This is a genomic window from Streptomyces globosus, from assembly GCF_003325375.1.
Lineage (GTDB): Bacteria > Actinomycetota > Actinomycetes > Streptomycetales > Streptomycetaceae > Streptomyces > Streptomyces globosus_A.
Genome location: NZ_CP030862.1, coordinates 2,217,796 through 2,232,430 on the forward strand (window position 1 = coordinate 2,217,796; position 14,635 = coordinate 2,232,430).

12 protein-coding genes are annotated in these 14,635 nt (G+C 75.3%); 6 read left to right on the forward strand and 6 right to left on the reverse strand.

Annotation, left to right across the window (positions count from 1 at the left end; all coding sequences use genetic code 11):
• Window positions 1-30: 30 nt before the first annotated feature.
• Entirely contained in the window at window positions 31-1,449 is a 1,419-nt protein-coding gene (locus C0216_RS10105) for a phytoene desaturase family protein (protein ID WP_114058571.1), read from the forward strand.
• Window positions 1,450-1,974, forward strand: coding sequence for an O-acetyl-ADP-ribose deacetylase (locus C0216_RS10110; protein WP_114054945.1), 525 nt, complete (start codon window positions 1,450-1,452; stop codon window positions 1,972-1,974).
• 167 nt (window positions 1,975-2,141) lie between these two features.
• Here the strand turns inward: C0216_RS10110 and C0216_RS10115 are convergent, their stop codons facing one another.
• The 4 genes from C0216_RS10115 to C0216_RS10130 are packed head-to-tail and all read right to left on the reverse strand — an operon-like array spanning window position 2,142 to window position 6,935.
• Window positions 2,142-2,909, reverse strand: coding sequence for a class I SAM-dependent methyltransferase (locus tag C0216_RS10115; protein ID WP_114054946.1), 768 nt, complete (start codon window positions 2,907-2,909; stop codon window positions 2,142-2,144).
• A gap of 8 nt (window positions 2,910-2,917) precedes the next feature.
• Complete coding sequence (locus C0216_RS10120; protein ID WP_114054947.1) at window positions 2,918-4,147, reverse strand: aminotransferase class V-fold PLP-dependent enzyme; 1,230 nt, start codon at window positions 4,145-4,147, stop codon at window positions 2,918-2,920.
• Window positions 4,147-5,466: a pyridoxal-phosphate dependent enzyme gene (locus C0216_RS10125; RefSeq protein ID WP_114054948.1), complete on the reverse strand. Its 1,320-nt coding sequence runs from the start codon at window positions 5,464-5,466 to the stop codon at window positions 4,147-4,149. The genes C0216_RS10120 and C0216_RS10125 overlap by 1 nt, the downstream gene beginning before the upstream one ends.
• 5 nt (window positions 5,467-5,471) lie before the next feature.
• Entirely contained in the window at window positions 5,472-6,935 is a 1,464-nt protein-coding gene (locus C0216_RS10130; RefSeq protein WP_114054949.1) for a Y4yA family PLP-dependent enzyme, read from the reverse strand.
• 671 nt (window positions 6,936-7,606) lie between these two features.
• Between C0216_RS10130 and C0216_RS10135 the strand changes: the two genes are divergently transcribed.
• On the forward strand, window positions 7,607-8,788 hold the full coding sequence (locus tag C0216_RS10135) for an RNA-guided endonuclease InsQ/TnpB family protein (RefSeq protein ID WP_246042440.1): 1,182 nt from the start codon (window positions 7,607-7,609) through the stop codon (window positions 8,786-8,788).
• A 77-nt stretch (window positions 8,789-8,865) separates the two neighbouring features.
• Here C0216_RS10135 and C0216_RS10140 read toward each other — a convergent pair whose 3' ends face one another.
• Together C0216_RS10140 and C0216_RS10145 are read right to left on the reverse strand one after the other, a co-directional pair.
• A complete protein-coding gene (locus C0216_RS10140) occupies window positions 8,866-9,459 on the reverse strand; it encodes a GNAT family N-acetyltransferase (protein WP_114054951.1) in 594 nt (197 codons plus the stop codon).
• A gap of 172 nt (window positions 9,460-9,631) precedes the next feature.
• Complete coding sequence (locus C0216_RS10145) at window positions 9,632-9,991, reverse strand: ArsR/SmtB family transcription factor (RefSeq protein ID WP_114054952.1); 360 nt, start codon at window positions 9,989-9,991, stop codon at window positions 9,632-9,634.
• Between the two features lie 282 nt (window positions 9,992-10,273).
• On the opposite strand from C0216_RS10145, the gene C0216_RS10150 reads away from it, so the two are divergent.
• The 3 genes from C0216_RS10150 (at window position 10,274) to C0216_RS10160 (ending at window position 14,228) form a co-directional block, all read left to right on the forward strand.
• Window positions 10,274-11,635, forward strand: a complete 1,362-nt coding sequence (locus tag C0216_RS10150) for an MFS transporter (protein WP_114054953.1) — start codon at window positions 10,274-10,276, stop codon at window positions 11,633-11,635.
• Between the two features lie 71 nt (window positions 11,636-11,706).
• Window positions 11,707-13,698 carry a DNA helicase RecQ gene (gene recQ / locus C0216_RS10155; RefSeq protein ID WP_114054954.1) on the forward strand — a complete coding sequence of 664 codons (1,992 nt, stop codon included), beginning with the start codon at window positions 11,707-11,709 and terminating at the stop codon, window positions 13,696-13,698.
• 122 nt (window positions 13,699-13,820) lie between these two features.
• Window positions 13,821-14,228, forward strand: a complete 408-nt coding sequence (locus tag C0216_RS10160) for a VOC family protein (RefSeq protein WP_114054955.1) — start codon at window positions 13,821-13,823, stop codon at window positions 14,226-14,228.
• Window positions 14,229-14,635: the final 407 nt, after the last annotated feature.

Consider the following 14,635-nt stretch of genomic DNA (forward strand, 5'->3'; position numbering starts at 1 on the left):
GCAGCCGCCGCCGGACGAAGGGGTCACATGGTGCCGTCGATTCTCGATGCGGTCGTGGTGGGGGCGGGGCCCAACGGGCTCACGGCCGCGGTCGAACTGGCCCGCCGCGGACACTCGGTGGCCGTGTACGAAGCCGCCGGCACGGTCGGCGGCGGAGCCCGCACGGAGGAGCTCACCCTCCCGGGGTTCCGGCACGACCCCTGCTCGGCCGTCCACCCGCTGGGCGCCGGATCCCCCGCGTTCGGCGCGATGCCGCTGGGGCGGTACGGGCTGGAGTGGCTGCACGCGCCGCTGCCGATGGCGCACCCCTTCGACGACGGCACGGCCGCGGTCCTCTCCCGCTCCGTCGCCGAGACCGCTGCCTCCTTCGGCGCGCGCGACGCCGGCACCTACCGGCGGCTCGTCCAGCCGTACCTCGGCAGGTGGGACACGCTCGTCCGCGACTTCATGTCCCTGCCCGCGACCGCGCTGCCCCGCGACCCCGTCACCCTCGCCCGGTTCGGGCTCGCCGGGCTGCCGCCCGCCACCTGGCTGATGCGCCGCTTCCACGAGGAGCGGGCCCGCGCCCTGTTCTCCGGGCTCGTCGCCCACGTCATCGCCCCGCTGAACGGCATCGCCACCGGCGCCGTCGGCCTGGTCTTCGCGCTCGCCGCGCACGCCGTCGGCTGGCCCATGCCGCGCGGCGGCTCCCAGTCCCTCTCGGACGCCCTCGCCGCCTACCTCGCCGACCTGGGAGGCACCGTCCACACGGACTTCGAGGTCAAGCGCCTCGACGACCTGCCGCCCGCCCGCGCGTACGTCTTCGACACCTCCCCGACGGCCCTGGCCCGCATCGCCGGCCTCGGCCGCTTCTACGACGGCTACCGCTACGGCGCCTCCGTCTTCAAAATCGACTACGCGCTGTCGGGCCCCGTCCCGTGGACCGCCGAAGCGCCGCGGCGCGCCGGCACCGTCCAGATCGGGCCCCGCACCCGCGACATCGACGCCGCCCTGCAACTCGCCGGCAGCGGCCGCGCCCCGCGCAACCCGTTCCTGATCACCGCACAGCCCAGCCTCGTCGATCCCGGGCGCGCACCCGAGGGCAAGCACGTCTTCTGGGCGTACGGGCACGTCCCCGCCGGCTGGGACGGCGACCTCACCGACGCCGTCGAACGCCAACTGGAGCGCTTCGCACCGGGCTTCCGCGACCTCGTCCTGGCCCGCGCGACGGCCGGCCCGCCGGAGCTCGCCGCCCGCAACCCCAACTACGTCGGCGGGGACATCGCCTGCGGCGCCGCCTCCGGCCTCCAACTCCTCCTGCGCCCCCGCCTGTCGCTGTCCCCGTACACGACACCGCACCCGGCCGTCTTCCTCTGCTCCTCCGCCACCCCGCCCGGCCCCGGCGTCCACGGCATGTCCGGGCACAACGCGGCCAAAGCCGTGTGGCGGCACCTGCGAAAGGCCCCGTGAATGGTCCGCATCACCCTCGTCCGCGGCGACATCACCGCCGAGCACGCCGACGCCATCGTCAACGCCGCGAACTCCTCCCTGCTGGGCGGCGGCGGAGTCGACGGCGCGATCCACCGCCGCGGCGGACCGGACATCCTCGAAGCCTGCCGTGCCCTGCGCGCCTCCCACTACGGCAAGGGCCTGCCGACGGGCCGGGCGGTCGCCACCACCGCCGGCCGCCTCCCCGCCCGGTGGGTGATCCACACCGTGGGGCCGGTCTGGTCCCGGGACGAGGACCGCTCCGCCCTCCTCGCCTCCTGCTACCGCGAATCCCTGCGCGTCGCGGACGAACTGGGCGCCCGCACGGTCGCGTTCCCCGCCATCAGCACGGGCATCTACGGCTGGCCGATGGACGACGGCGCCCGCATCGCCGTGGAGACGGTCCGGGGCGCCGGGACGCGCGTCGAGGAGGTCAGGTTCGTCCTCTACGACGAGCGGGCCTACCAGGCGTTCGCCGAGCAGACCGGCCCCGCGGCGACCGGGTGACGGGACCCCGCCCCGCCTGAGCCCCGTGAGTCCGCACCGACCGGACCGGGGCCGGGCGGGAAGCACGTGCCGCGGTCGGCGGGTGCTGCCGCAGAATCCGCGACCCCCGGCGGCGCCGCCCGGCCGGCGCTCGGGCGGGGCGGGGAGGGGAGGGCCGCGGGGCGGGGTCAGCGGAGGGCGGCCAGGACGCGGCTGTCGCCGTACTGCCAGACCGTGCCCGCCTCGCGGAAGCCCGCTTCGCGGAGGAGGGCGACGTGCGTCGACACGGGCAGGTCCGCGTCCGCGCACGGCGGATGGCAGGCGGTGTCGTGGAGGGTCAGGTAGGGGGCCAGCTCGGGGTCGGCGGCTGCGCCCTTCCACCACGACTGCCAGTCCTCGTGCGTGAAGGCCAGGTTCCGTTCGGCGTGGCGGCGGCCCAGGTCGACCGCGAGGTCGCGGATGGCGGGCGAGTCGGGGCGGATGTGGTCGCCGTTGACGAACACGCCGCCCGGGGCCAGCCGTTCGGCGAGATCGCGGTAGACGCCGGCCAGGGTGTCCCGGTCGAGGTAGTGCAGGGCGGTCGTGGAGACGGCCGCGTCGACGGGCCGGTCCAGACCGAGCGCGTCGAGCCAGCCCGGCGCCCCGATCAGGGAGCGGACGTGGCGCAGCCGCGCCCGGGCGCCGCCCCCGTAGTGGGCGCGGCCCAGCTCCAGCAGCAGCGGATCGGCGTCGACGGCGACCACCTCGGCGCCGGGCAGCCGCCCGGCGAGCCGCGCGGCCAGTGCGCCCGGCCCGCTGCCCAGGTCCAGCAGCAGGGGGTCACGACTGCCGCGGGTGGCCTGCTCGACGACGTCAGCGATGACCGTGAACCGCTCCTCGCGGTCCACCGCGTACCGCTGCTGCTGGCACTCCCAGCGCTCCACCCAGCGCGCCGCCGTCACCGCACTCAAGTCCATAGTGAAAATCATTGCAGCTTGGCGAGGGCGGTGAGCAACTTCTCCATCTCTTCGAGTGTGTTGTAGACGTGCAGGCTGACGCGCACCGAACCGTCCTGCGGGTCCCGGCCCGCCTGGCAGTGGTCGTCCGAGCGCACCATGAAGCCGTGGCTGAACAGGATGAACCCCAGGTCCTGCGAGCCGATCGCCTGGTGGCGGAACGTCACGATGGAGCCCCGCCGCTGCACCGCCGTGTCGGCGGCGAGGCTGCTGCGGCAGCCGAGCACCTCGTACGCCGGCATCCGGGACAGCCCGTCGGTCAGCACGGACGCGAGCGCCGCCGTCCACCGGGTGATCCGCTCCACCCCGGCGGCCTCCAGCCAGTCCAGGGCCGCCGCCAGGCTCGCGATCCCCGCGGTGTTCGGCGTACCGGCCCAGCCGCCCGGCCGGAATGCAGGCCCCCGCTCGCCGCGGGCCCACACCGCGCCCGTCCCCGGCAGGGCCAGCGCCTTGTGCCCGGAGAAGACGAGGAAGTCCACGTCCAGGTCGGCGACCGACACCGGCTGGTGGCCGACGCTCTGCGCGGCGTCCAGGCAGATCGGCACGTCCGGGCCGACCGCCTCGCGGATGCGGTGCACGTTCATGTCGGCCCCGTACACGTGGTGGACGTGGGTCGCCGCCACGAAGCGGGTCCGCGGCCCGGCGAGCGCGGCCAGCGCCCGCGCGTCGTAGTCGCCGGTCCCTGCCTGGCAGGGCATCTCCCGCACCGCGATCCGCACCCCCTGCGCGGCCAGCAGGTCCCGCGCCTCCAGCCAGGGGGCGAGGTTGGCCCGGTGGTCGCCGAACGGCACGACGATCTCGTCGCCGTCGCGCAGCAGCTGCGGCAGCCAGTCGCGCGCCACCGTCCGCAGCCCCTCCGTCGTCCCGCTGGTGAAGTGCACCGGCGACGCGCCCGCGCCGGCCCCCGCCGACCGGTCGCCCAGGAACTCCCGTACCCGCTGGGCGGCCCCCGCGACCAGCGCCGTCGTCGCGTTCGCCCACGGGTACGAGCCGCGGCCCGCGTTGGCGTTGGAGGTCGTCAGGTAGGCGTGCACCGCGTCCAGGACCTGCCGCGGCTTCTGCGCGGTCGCCGCACTGTCCAGGTACGCCTGCTCCGGGTTGGCCGCCACGATGGGGAAGTCGGCGCGCAGCGGCCGCTGCCACCGCGCCAGCTCCCGCAGCTCCGCCCGCGGGTCCGGCTGCGGATCGGGCCCCGCCATCAGTCGCGCACCAGGGGCGCGCCCGCGTCCCGCCACGCGACGATCCCGCCGGCGAGGCTGCGCACGTCCGGGTGACCCATACGGGTCAGCAGGGCCGCGTACCGCAGGGACTGCTCGCCGATCGGGCACGCCAGCAGCACCGGCCGGCTCGTACTGAACGGCAGCCCGCCGCGCACGAGTTCCGCGAACAGCTCGTCCACGATGTTGACCGAGCCGTCGATGTGCAGCGCCCCGTACGCGAACGGCCCGCGGAGGTCCACGACCAGCGGCCGCCCCGACTCCACCCAGGCCCTCGCCTCCGGCACCTCCACGGAGCGGGCGGCGGCCAGCTCGGCGTCCGTGACGGTGTCGGCCGAGTTCCGCACGGGCGGCCGGCCCAGCAGCTCCGGGCGGCGCTGCCGGACGTAGCCGAGGTAGCCCTCCGTACGGTCGCACACCACGAACACCGCGGTCCGCCGCTCCGTCAGCTCCGCGTCCAGCGCCCGCAGATGGCGCACCGCGCCGTGGTACGCCGCCCCTCCCGTCGGCCCGGAGAGCATCCCGCAGCGGCGCAGCAGCACCAGCATGCCGTCGAGGGCCTCGTCGGAGGTGACCGCCTCGATCGCGTCGTACACCGCCGGGTCGAACAGGCCCACCTCCTGCACCTCGTCGGCGGTGCGGATCCCCGGGATGAAGTCCGACTTCGCGCCGACGAGCCCCACCACGCGGACCGCCGGATCGTGGGCGCGCAGGGACCGCGCGATGCCGGTCGAGGAGCCCGCGGTGCCCACGCAGGCGATGAACCAGTCCGGCGCCCGGCCGTCCAGATCGGCGATGATCTCCGGGCCGGTGCCCTCGGCGTGCGCCTGCGCGTTCAGCGGGTTGAAGTACTGGTCGGTGTGGAGGTGCGTGCTCCCCGGGGCGCTGAGCTGCTGGTGGAAGAGGGTCAGCGGATCGGCGGTGTCGGTCGGGTCCAGGCACTCGCTCTGCCCGGGCAGCTCCTCGATCCGCGCGCCGAGCAGCAGCAGCAGGTCCTTGATCTCGGGCACCCGCATGCGGTTGGTGACGCTCTTGAACGGCAGCCCGTGCATCCCCGCGATCAGCGCGAGCGCCTTGGCGGTGTTGCCGCTGGACAGCTCGACGACGGTCTCGCCGCGGGCGGCCGCGCCGGCGAGCCGGTCGCGCACCATGTTCCAGGCCGGCCGGTCCTTCAGCGAGCCGAACGGGTTGAGCATCTCCAGCTTCGCGTACAGGTCGATGTTCCGCAGTCCGTGCACGTCCTGGTCGATGCGCACCAGCGGCGTGTTGCCGATGGCCTCCGTGATGCTGTCGTACCTCATGCGCCTCATCCCCCCGCTTCCGTGACCGGCCAGTACTGCTCGTCGAGGCACCAGCGCCAGACGCCCTCCTCCTCCCTGACGGCGACCTTCCGGGCCGTGGGCTGCCGCTGCGCCCGGGTGGCCGTGAAGTCCATGCAGTAGCCGGCCGTGTTCGGGAAGGCCAGCAGGTCGCCGGGGTCCGGCAGCCGCGGCAGGAAGACGGTGCGACGGGTGATCAGGTCGGCCTCCAGGCACAGGTTGCCCATCAGGTGCACCCCGACCGCGCCGGGGCCGTCGGGGGGCGGCGGCTCGCTTCTCCTCGGGACGAGGACGGGGTCGACGAGCACCCCGTGGTCCTCCAGGCCGACGTCGCCGGCGTTGAGCGCGAGCCGCACCCACGGAGGGCCGCCGGTGTCGGTGCGCACCTCCAGGACCCGGCCGAGGGTCAGCCCGCACTGGTCGGCGAGGGCGCGGCCCGGTTCGGCGTACACGTCGCACAGGCTCTCCAGCAGCAGTGTGCCCAGCGGTCTGCCCAGGGTGGGGGCCGGCCGGGACAGCAGCTCGTCCAGGTACGCGGGCCCGGCCGCCGGCCGGTGGGCCGGGTAGAGGGCGAGCGAGCCCTTCAGGGTGCCGTTCTCGACACGCAGGCCGTAGCCGTACCCGCCCCAGGCCAGCGGGCCGCGGCGGCCCAGCGCCGCCTCGGTGAGGGCGGTGGTGTACCGCTCCCACTGGGCCGCGTGTGCCAGGTAGCTGACGCCGTATCCGCCGCCCACGTCGATCGCGCGAGGCCGGAACCCGCGCGAGCGCAGCGCGTCGACCGCCCGGATGCAGCCCTCCAGGGCGGTGGCCTTCTCGTCGGTGCTGGTGGTGTCCAGGTGGTAGCCGACGCCGACGGGCTCCAGGGCGTCGCGGTGCTTCTCCAGCAGGTCCAGCAGCGGGCCCAGCGCCGCGGCCGGGGTGCCGAAGCGGCTGCGCCGCGACAGGGTCCGCGCCCCGGCCGCCTCGAACCCGGACAGCCGCAGGACGACCTCCAGCCGCGGCAGGCCGTGCGCCCGTACGAGGCGGGCGGCCTGCTCCAGTTCGCCCGGGCCGTCGGCGTTCACGGTCGTGCCGGTGCGCGCCGCCAGCCAGAGGAAGGCGGGGTCCTTGGGGCCGGTCGCCATCAGCCGGCCGCCGGTGAAACCGGCGCCGAGCGCGTGCTGGAGCTCCTCCGGCGAGGCGGCGTCCAGGCAGGCGGAGGTGGCGGCGAGGTGGCGGACGAGGGCGCTGGAGCCGGTGGCCTTGTGCGCGAAGTAGATGCGGCCGCCCAGCCGGTGCCGGCGCAGGACGGCGGCGAACTGCGCGGCGTTGCGCCCGATCTCCTCGGGCAGGACGACGGCGAGCGGCGAGCCCAGCCCGTCGACGAGCCCGTGCAGGAACGGTCCGGCACGCAGCAGCGAGGCCGGGCCCGCGGTGAGCCTCGGTTGCAGGTACAAGGGGGCGTCGCTCATTCCGGCCGTCCCTCCCAGACGATCGACTGCGGGCCCGCTCCGTGATCGATTCGCACGGCTGTGCACATCATCGCTCCACAACTGCCGCAGCTAAAGGGGGCGTGGGGAAGCACGGGGGGCGTGCGGCCGGAACAAACCCGGCGCCGGCCGGGCGATCCGCCCGACCGGAACCATCCGCTCCGGCGGGGGTGGAGGCCGGCGCGTCCCCGGGCCGGCCCGCGGTCCGCCCGCCGCCCGGCCCGCGTTCCGCCCGGCGCCTCGGCCCGGCACGGCCCCCGGCCCAACGCCCGGCCCGGAGTCTGCCGCCCGGCGCGGCGGCCGGGGGTGACGGCCGCGATGCGGAAGCCGGGGACGGCGTACGGAAGCCCGCGCGGGGCGACCCCTGCCCGGCCCGGAGGCCCGGCCGGTGCGATGCCCGGGCGTGGGCGTGGGCGTACGCGGGCCCCGCGCCCCGCGCCGGTTCGCCCCCGCGGGGCGCCTCGCGGCCCAGCCCGGGCCTTGCGCGCCGCCGGTCCGGCGGCGGTCACCTGATTTCTCCCAGGATGCCCCGGCCTTCAGGCCGGGGAGGAATGGGTCCTTGGCGCGGAGGCGCGGAGCGCCGGAGTTCTCTTCGCATCTGTTCTGGCCTGCACTCTCTTTCGTTGTCAGTGGCGGATGTTACGTTGCGGATCATGACGACGGCAGTGATGTCCGAGACGGTGGCCGGGCACGCCCGGTACACCTTCCGGCTGCGTCTGTCGTCCACGGCCCGTACCGCTGTGGAAGCGGAGTGGGGGCGGTGCCGGTGGGTGTGGAACGAGTGCGTGGCGATGTCCCGCAAGGTCCACCGGCTCAACCGGGACGCCGAGGAGAAGATCACGTGTGGTCCGGCGCAGCTCGACAGGATGCTGACCGGGGCGCGCCGGTCGATGGCGTGGCTGCGTGAGGGTGCTTCGGTTCCTCAGCAGCAGATCATCCGGGACTTCGCCAAGTCCCGGGCGAAGGCGCTGGGGGACGTCAAGGCGCGGTTGCCGATGCGGCAGCGGGCCGGGATGCCCCGGATCAAGCGGAAGCGGGACGCGCTGCCGTCGCTGAACTACACCCAGCGGGGTTTCCGCCTCAAGGGCGGCCGCCTCCACCTGGCGGGCGGGATCGTGCTGACGGTGGTGTGGTCGCGTGGCCTGCCGTCCGACCCGTCGAGCGTGCGGGTGTACCGGGACAGCCTCGGCCACTGGTACGCGTCGTTCGTCGTCCAGGCGGTGACCGAGGCCCTGCCGGAGACCGGACGGGCCATCGGCATCGACTGGGGCGTCAGCGAGACCGCCACCACCACGTCCGACGCCCACGACCTTCCCCACGCCCAGCACGGGAAGACGGCCGCGGCCAGGCTCGCGCACTACCAGCGGATGATGGCCCGGCGCCGGACTGCGAAGAACCGGCCCGACACCAACGGCTACCGGAAGGCCCGCCGGGCGGCGGCGAAGGTGTCCAAGAAGATCGCCCGGCAGCGGCAGGACACCGGCCGCAAGTGGGCCAAGGCCGTCGTCCGCGACTTCGACCACCTCGCCGTGGAGGACTTCCGCCCGAAGTTCCTCGCCAAGTCCACCATGGCCCGCAAGGCGGCAGACGCCGCGATCGGAGCCGTCAAGACCGCGCTGGTCGAGATGGCCCGCAAGCACGGGCGCACCGTGCACTTGGTCCACCCCGCGCACACCACCATGGACTGCGCGCACTGCGGAGCGAGAGCCAAGCACCGCCTGCCTCTTTCCGAGAGAACGTATACGTGCACCGCGTGCGCAGCAGTGTCCCCCAGGGACAAGAACTCCGCCCGCGTGATGCTCGTCCGGGCTGGTCTCGTACCCGGCCAGTGCTGATCTTGTAAGACCTGCACCCCCGCCGGGGGTCAGGCGAAGTGAGCTGGGAATCCCCGTCCCTTCAGGGCGGGGAGGAGTCAAAGGGTGAGGCTCATCAGGATGTCGTCCCGGTCGTCGCCCGGAGCCACCCGGAGCGCCCCCGGCCAGCGGCCGACCTCCTCCCAGCCCAGCCTCCGGTAGAACCCCTCCAGACCGCAGCCGGACCGCACGCTGAGGTGCAGCCGTTCCACCCCCATCGCGCCGCGCGCCACGGCGGCCGCGGCCCCCATGAGCGCGGTCCCCGTGCCGCGGCCCCGGAACCCCGGGTGGGTCTGGACGTGGTTGACCACCGCGCAGTGGGCGACCAGCGGGTGGGGGTCGCGGCGCAGGACCAGCCACCCCGCGAGCGCCCCGCCGCGTACGGCGGCGAGCAGCCGGCACCGCGCCGGATGCAGTCCGCCGAGGAGGAGCTCCACCACGGGCGCGACGGCGGAGGCGGCCACGGGGGGCATGGGCATGCCGGGCGCGATCACGGCGCCGCCGGCGTTGACCACGGCCGCCCAGCAGTCGGCGAGTTCGCGGGCGAGGCCGGGCGGGACGCCGTCCGGGCTGGTCAGGTGCACGATCTGGACCAGCCGGTCCGGGCGGTCCCCGCCCCATCCCCCGGCGCCGCGGGTCTGCGGATCGGTCATGTGCGCTCCCCGCCGGCGGTGAGGGCGCCCCGGCCGCAGGCGTGCCGGCCCGTCCGCGGCCGTCCCGCCGGCCGACCCGGCGCGGACCCCGGAGGACTACCCGCAGCGGGGCGGCCCCGACACGTCGCGGGCCGCCGAGGGAGGCACGGGCCAGGTGCGGCCGCGGCACGTGTCAGTCGTGCGGGGCCTCTCCGCTCACCCGGTGGTCGGCGTGGCTGAGCGCCTCCAGGACCAGCCGCCGCAGGTGGCCGTCGGTCAGCCGGTAGTGGACGTACCGCCCCTCCTTGCGGGCCTCCACCAGCCGCGCGAGCCGCAGCTTCGCCAGGTGCTGGCTGACGGCCGTCCGGGAGGCGGCGCACTGCTCGGCCAGCGAGCCGACATCGGACTCGCCCTGGGCGAGGAGCCACAGCAGGTGCAGGCGCGTGGCGTCGGACAGCAGGGCGAACACGGCCGCCGCCTCGGCCAGCCGCGCACCGTCCGGCGCCCGCAGGTGCGAGGTGTCGGCAGGTGGCAGGGGATTGCTCGGAGGCATGGGGACAGCCTAGGGGTCCCGCCCCGACGAGGTGCCGCCCGGCCCGCTGCGTGCGGGCCCCTGGTACCCGGCGCGAGGCGCCGGACCCGTGGCCCCGATCCGTGGCGCCCGGTCCACGGCGCGCGGTGTGCGGCGCGCGGCGCTCGGCGCTCGGCGCGCGGCGCTTGGGCTGGTCCGGATGCGCGGGCGGCTCCATCCGGAGCGTGATCGTCATGTGCGCATCTGCGCACATGACGCTACGGTGGTAGGGAGAGCCCGCCCCGCCGAGTGGAAGGCCCCCGCATGCTCCCGGTCCTGCGCAACCGCACCTACCGGCACCTGTTCGCCGCCCAGGTCGTCGCCCTCACCGGCACCGGCCTGGCCACCGTCGCCCTCGGACTCCTCGCCTACGACCTCGCCGGACCCCGCGCCGGATCCGTCCTCGGCACCGCCCTGGCGATCAAGATGGTGGCGTACGTCGCCGTCGCGCCCGCCGTCGGCGCCCTCGCGCACCGGCTGCCGCGCCGCGCCCTCATGGCCGGCTCGGACCTCGCCCGCGCCGCCGTCGCCCTCTCCCTGCCGTTCGTCGACCGCGTCTGGCAGGTCTACCTGCTGGTCTTCCTGCTCCAGGCGGCCTCCGCCGCGTTCACCCCCACCTTCCAGGCGGTGATACCCGACGTCCTGCCCGACGAGCGCGACTACACCCGCGCCCTCTCCCTCTCCCGTCTCGCCTACGACCTGGAGAGCCTGTTCAGCCCCGCCCTGGCCGCCGCCCTCCTCGCCGTCACCACCTACGACCGCCTCTTCCTCGGCACCGTCGCCGGCTTCCTCGCCTCCGCCGTACTCGTCCTGTCCGCCGCCGTACCGCGACCGGCGGCGGACACCGCCGCAGCCGGGGCGGGCCGGCACGCCGGGCACGCGCACACCCGCGCCGCCGCCGGCATGCGCCTCCTCCTTGCCGCCCCGCCCCTGCGCGCCCTGCTCCTGCTGAACCTGGCCGTGGCCGCCGCCGGCTCCCTCGTCGCCGTCAACACCGTCGTCTACGTCCGCGACCTGCTGGGCCGCGGCACGGGCGACGTCGCCCTCGCGCTCGGGGCCTACGGGGCCGGCTCCATGGCCGTCGCCCTCGCCCTGCCCCGGCTCCTCGACCGCGTCCCCGACCGCACCGTCATGCTGCGCGGCGGAGCCGCCCTCGCCGCCGTCCTCGCCGCGGCCGGCGCCCTGACCGCCGCCGCGCCCGGGCCCTGGCGCTGGCCCGCCCTGCTCGCCGCGTGGGCGGCGCTCGGCGCCGCCGGGTCCGCGGTGCTCACCCCCGCGGGCCGCCTGGTGCGCAGGGCGGTCCCGGCCGGGCGGCGCACCGAGGCCTTCGCCGCGCAGTTCTCCCTCTCACACGCCGGCTGGCTGCTGACGTACCCGCTGGCCGGCTGGGTCGGCGCCACCGCCGGCCTGACCGCGGCCGCCGCCGCCCTCGGGGTGCTCGCCGCCGGCTCCGCGCTCGCCGCCGCCGCACTGTGGTGCCCGGCCGCGGAGCCGTCCCCCGAGCCGTCCGCGGACGCCGCCGGGGAGCCCGCCCGCCCCGGCCCGCGGCCGGAGCCCGCGCCCGTACCCGCGGACGACGGGGCGGGCCGCCTGCACCGCCTCCTCGCCGCCCGCCACGGCCACTGACCGCACTCCGGCCGCCGGGGTTTTCCACAGGCCGCAGCGCGGTGTCCCCGCGGGTCGGTAGGCTGCCCGTCATGACCCTTACGGACGCGACCCCCGAGACCAGCGCCGCCCTGGAGGTACTCCACCGCGTCTTCGGGTACGACTCCTTCCGCGGCGAGCAGCAGCAGATCATCGAGCACGTCGCGGGCGGCGGCGACGCCCTCGTGCTGATGCCCACCGGCGGCGGCAAGTCGCTCTGCTACCAGATCCCGGCCCTGGTCCGGCGCGGCACCGGCGTGGTGGTCTCCCCGCTGATCGCCCTCATGCAGGACCAGGTCGACGCACTGACCGCGCTCGGCGTCCGGGCCGGCTTCCTGAACTCCACCCAGGGCATCGACGAGCGGCGCACCGTCGAGCAGCTCTTCCTCGCCGGCGAGCTCGACCTCCTCTACCTCGCCCCCGAACGGCTCCGCACCGAGGGCACGCAGCGCCTCCTCGACCAGGGCGAGGTCTCCCTCTTCGCCATCGACGAGGCGCACTGCGTCGCCCAGTGGGGCCACGACTTCCGCCCCGACTACCTCGCGCTGTCGATGCTCCACGAGCGCTGGCCCGCCGTCCCGCGGATCGCCCTGACCGCCACGGCCACCCCGGCGACGCACGCCGAGATCGCCACGCGGCTCGGCCTGGAGGACGCCCGGCACTTCGTCGCGAGCTTCGACCGGCCCAACATCCAGTACCGGATCGCGGGGAAGAACAACCCGCTCAAGCAGCTCCTGGACCTGATCCGCACCGAGCACGAGGGGGACGCCGGCGTCGTCTACTGCCTGTCGCGGTCCTCCGTGGAGAAGACCGCGGCGTTCCTCGCGGAACACGGCATCGACGCCGTCGGCTACCACGCCGGCATGGACGCCGCGACCCGCGCCGCCAACCAGTCCCGGTTCCTGCGCGAGGAGGGCGTGGTCGTCGTGGCGACGATCGCGTTCGGCATGGGCATCGACAAGCCGGACGTGCGCTTCGTCGCCCACCTCGACCTGCCCAAGTCACTGGAGGGCTACTACCAGGAGACCGGCCGCGCCGGCCGCGACGGCGAACCCGCCACCGCCTGGCTCGCGTACGGGCTCCAGGACGTCGTCCAGCAGCGCAAGATGATCGAGGGATCGGAGGGCAGTGACGCCCACCGCCGCTCGCTGACCGCACATCTCGACGCCATGCTCGCCCTCTGCGAGACCGTCGACTGCCGCCGGGTCCGGCTGCTCGCCTACTTCGGGCAGGAGTCCGGCCCCTGCGGCAACTGCGACACCTGCCTGACCCCCGCCGAATCCTGGGACGGCACGGTCGCCGCGCAGAAACTCCTGTCCACGGTGTGGCGGCTCGCCCGCGAGCGGCGGCAGAAGTTCGGCGCCGGCCAGATCATCGACATCCTCCAGGGCAAGAAGACCGCCAAGGTCATCCAGTTCGACCATGACCAGCTGTCCGTCTTCGGCGTCGGGGCGGACCTCGGCACCGCAGAATGGCGCGGCGTCGTCCGCCAGCTGCTGGCCCTCGGCCTGCTCGCCGTCGAGGGCGAGTACGGGACACTCGTCCTGACCGAGGCCAGCGGGGAAGTCCTCGGCGGCCGCCGGACCGTCCTCCTGCGGAAGGAGAAGGCACCGGCCGGCGGCCAGGCCCGCAAGGAATCCGGAAGCCGCGGCAGCAAGGGCGCCCGCGTACCGGTCGACCTCCCGGCGGCCGCGGTCCCCGTCTTCGAGGCCCTCCGGGCCTGGCGCGCCGCCACCGCCCGCGAGCAGGGCGTCCCGGCGTACGTCGTCTTCCACGACGCGACGCTGCGGGAGATCGCCACCCGCCTCCCCACGACCACGGCGGAACTGGGCACGGTGGGCGGCGTGGGCGAGGCGAAGCTGGCCAAGTACGCGGAAGGCATCCTGGCGACCCTGGCCCCCCTGTCCACGGCGGCCCCGGCAGCCGCAGAGGCCCCGAGTCCGGCCCCCGCAGCCCGCCCGCCGCACGACGACGAGCCCCCGCTGGACGAGGAACCCCCCTTCGACGCGGAGGAAACCGACCCGCCCTGGGACGACTGGGAGTAAGCCGGGCCCCATGTGAGGGACCCCGGGCGCGCCGCGGCCGCGGCGCGCCCGGGGAAGGGTCAGGGGCCGGGCGGGGCGGGTCAGGATGGCGCATGGGTGCGCCGCAGAGGCAGGATCGCCTCATGCCCCATCTCGGACTCGTGACCGTGGTCGTACGTGACTACGACGAAGCCATCGCCTTCTATCGGGACGCCCTCGGGTTCGAGCTCCGGGAAGACACCCGGATCGACGACGACAAGCGATGGGTGGTCGTCGCCCCGCCCGGGTCCCGGGAGACGGCCCTGCTCCTGGCCAGGGCCGCGACCGGCGACCAGGAGGCCCGTATCGGAGACCAGACCGGCGGCCGGGTCGGCTGGTTCCTCCACACCGACGCGTTCGACCGCGACCACGCGCGGATGCGGGCGGCCGGCGTCGTGTTCGAGGAGGCGCCCCGGCAGGAGCCGTACGGCATGGTCGCCGTCTTCCGGGACCTGTACGGCAACCGCTGGGACCTGCTCCAACTGCACCCGCCCGGTGACACCGGACGGTAGGTGCCCCGCACGCTGCCGCCCTGCCGCGTACACGGCCCTTCTCATGCCGGCTGCCGCGAGGCCTGGGCCGGGCCTGTCAGGGCCGGCCCCGATGAGGGCGGAGTGGGCGCTGTCCGCCGGGCACGCGAAGCCTGCGCCGCTGCTCCCTTCTGCCGGCGGCACGTCAATCTCCGTGGATCGCAATCTGAGTTGGCCGGTCCGCCGGGGAGCGCGTCCGGCCGGATGCGCGCCGCGTCGGACCGGGCCGCGTCGCGGGTGCCGGTGACCGCATGCCGCTTGCGGCGGGTACCGGGTCTCCCGCCCCCGCCCGCGGGTGCGGGGAAGCCCGCCCGACGGGTGCCCTGCCGGGCCTCCCGTCGGCCAAACCGCCTGCCTGTGAGGCGACTTCCGCCCTCCCGTGGTGCACC

Excerpts from the sequence above, each read along its gene's own strand:
- C0216_RS10160 (WP_114054955.1), top strand. The coding sequence starts at position 13,821 with ATGCCCCATCTCGGACTCGTGACCGTGGTCGTACGTGACTACGACGAA.
- C0216_RS10130 (WP_114054949.1), bottom strand. The coding sequence starts at position 6,935 with ATGAGCGACGCCCCCTTGTACCTGCAACCGAGGCTCACCGCGGGCCCG.
- recQ (WP_114054954.1), top strand. The coding sequence starts at position 11,707 with ATGACCCTTACGGACGCGACCCCCGAGACCAGCGCCGCCCTGGAGGTA.
- C0216_RS10145 (WP_114054952.1), bottom strand. The coding sequence starts at position 9,991 with ATGCCTCCGAGCAATCCCCTGCCACCTGCCGACACCTCGCACCTGCGG.
- C0216_RS10110 (WP_114054945.1), top strand. The coding sequence starts at position 1,450 with ATGGTCCGCATCACCCTCGTCCGCGGCGACATCACCGCCGAGCACGCC.
- C0216_RS10135 (WP_246042440.1), top strand. The coding sequence starts at position 7,607 with ATGACGACGGCAGTGATGTCCGAGACGGTGGCCGGGCACGCCCGGTAC.
- C0216_RS10120 (WP_114054947.1), bottom strand. The coding sequence starts at position 4,147 with ATGGCGGGGCCCGATCCGCAGCCGGACCCGCGGGCGGAGCTGCGGGAG.
- C0216_RS10125 (WP_114054948.1), bottom strand. The coding sequence starts at position 5,466 with ATGAGGTACGACAGCATCACGGAGGCCATCGGCAACACGCCGCTGGTG.
- C0216_RS10150 (WP_114054953.1), top strand. The coding sequence starts at position 10,274 with ATGCTCCCGGTCCTGCGCAACCGCACCTACCGGCACCTGTTCGCCGCC.
- C0216_RS10140 (WP_114054951.1), bottom strand. The coding sequence starts at position 9,459 with ATGACCGATCCGCAGACCCGCGGCGCCGGGGGATGGGGCGGGGACCGC.
- C0216_RS10115 (WP_114054946.1), bottom strand. The coding sequence starts at position 2,909 with ATGGACTTGAGTGCGGTGACGGCGGCGCGCTGGGTGGAGCGCTGGGAG.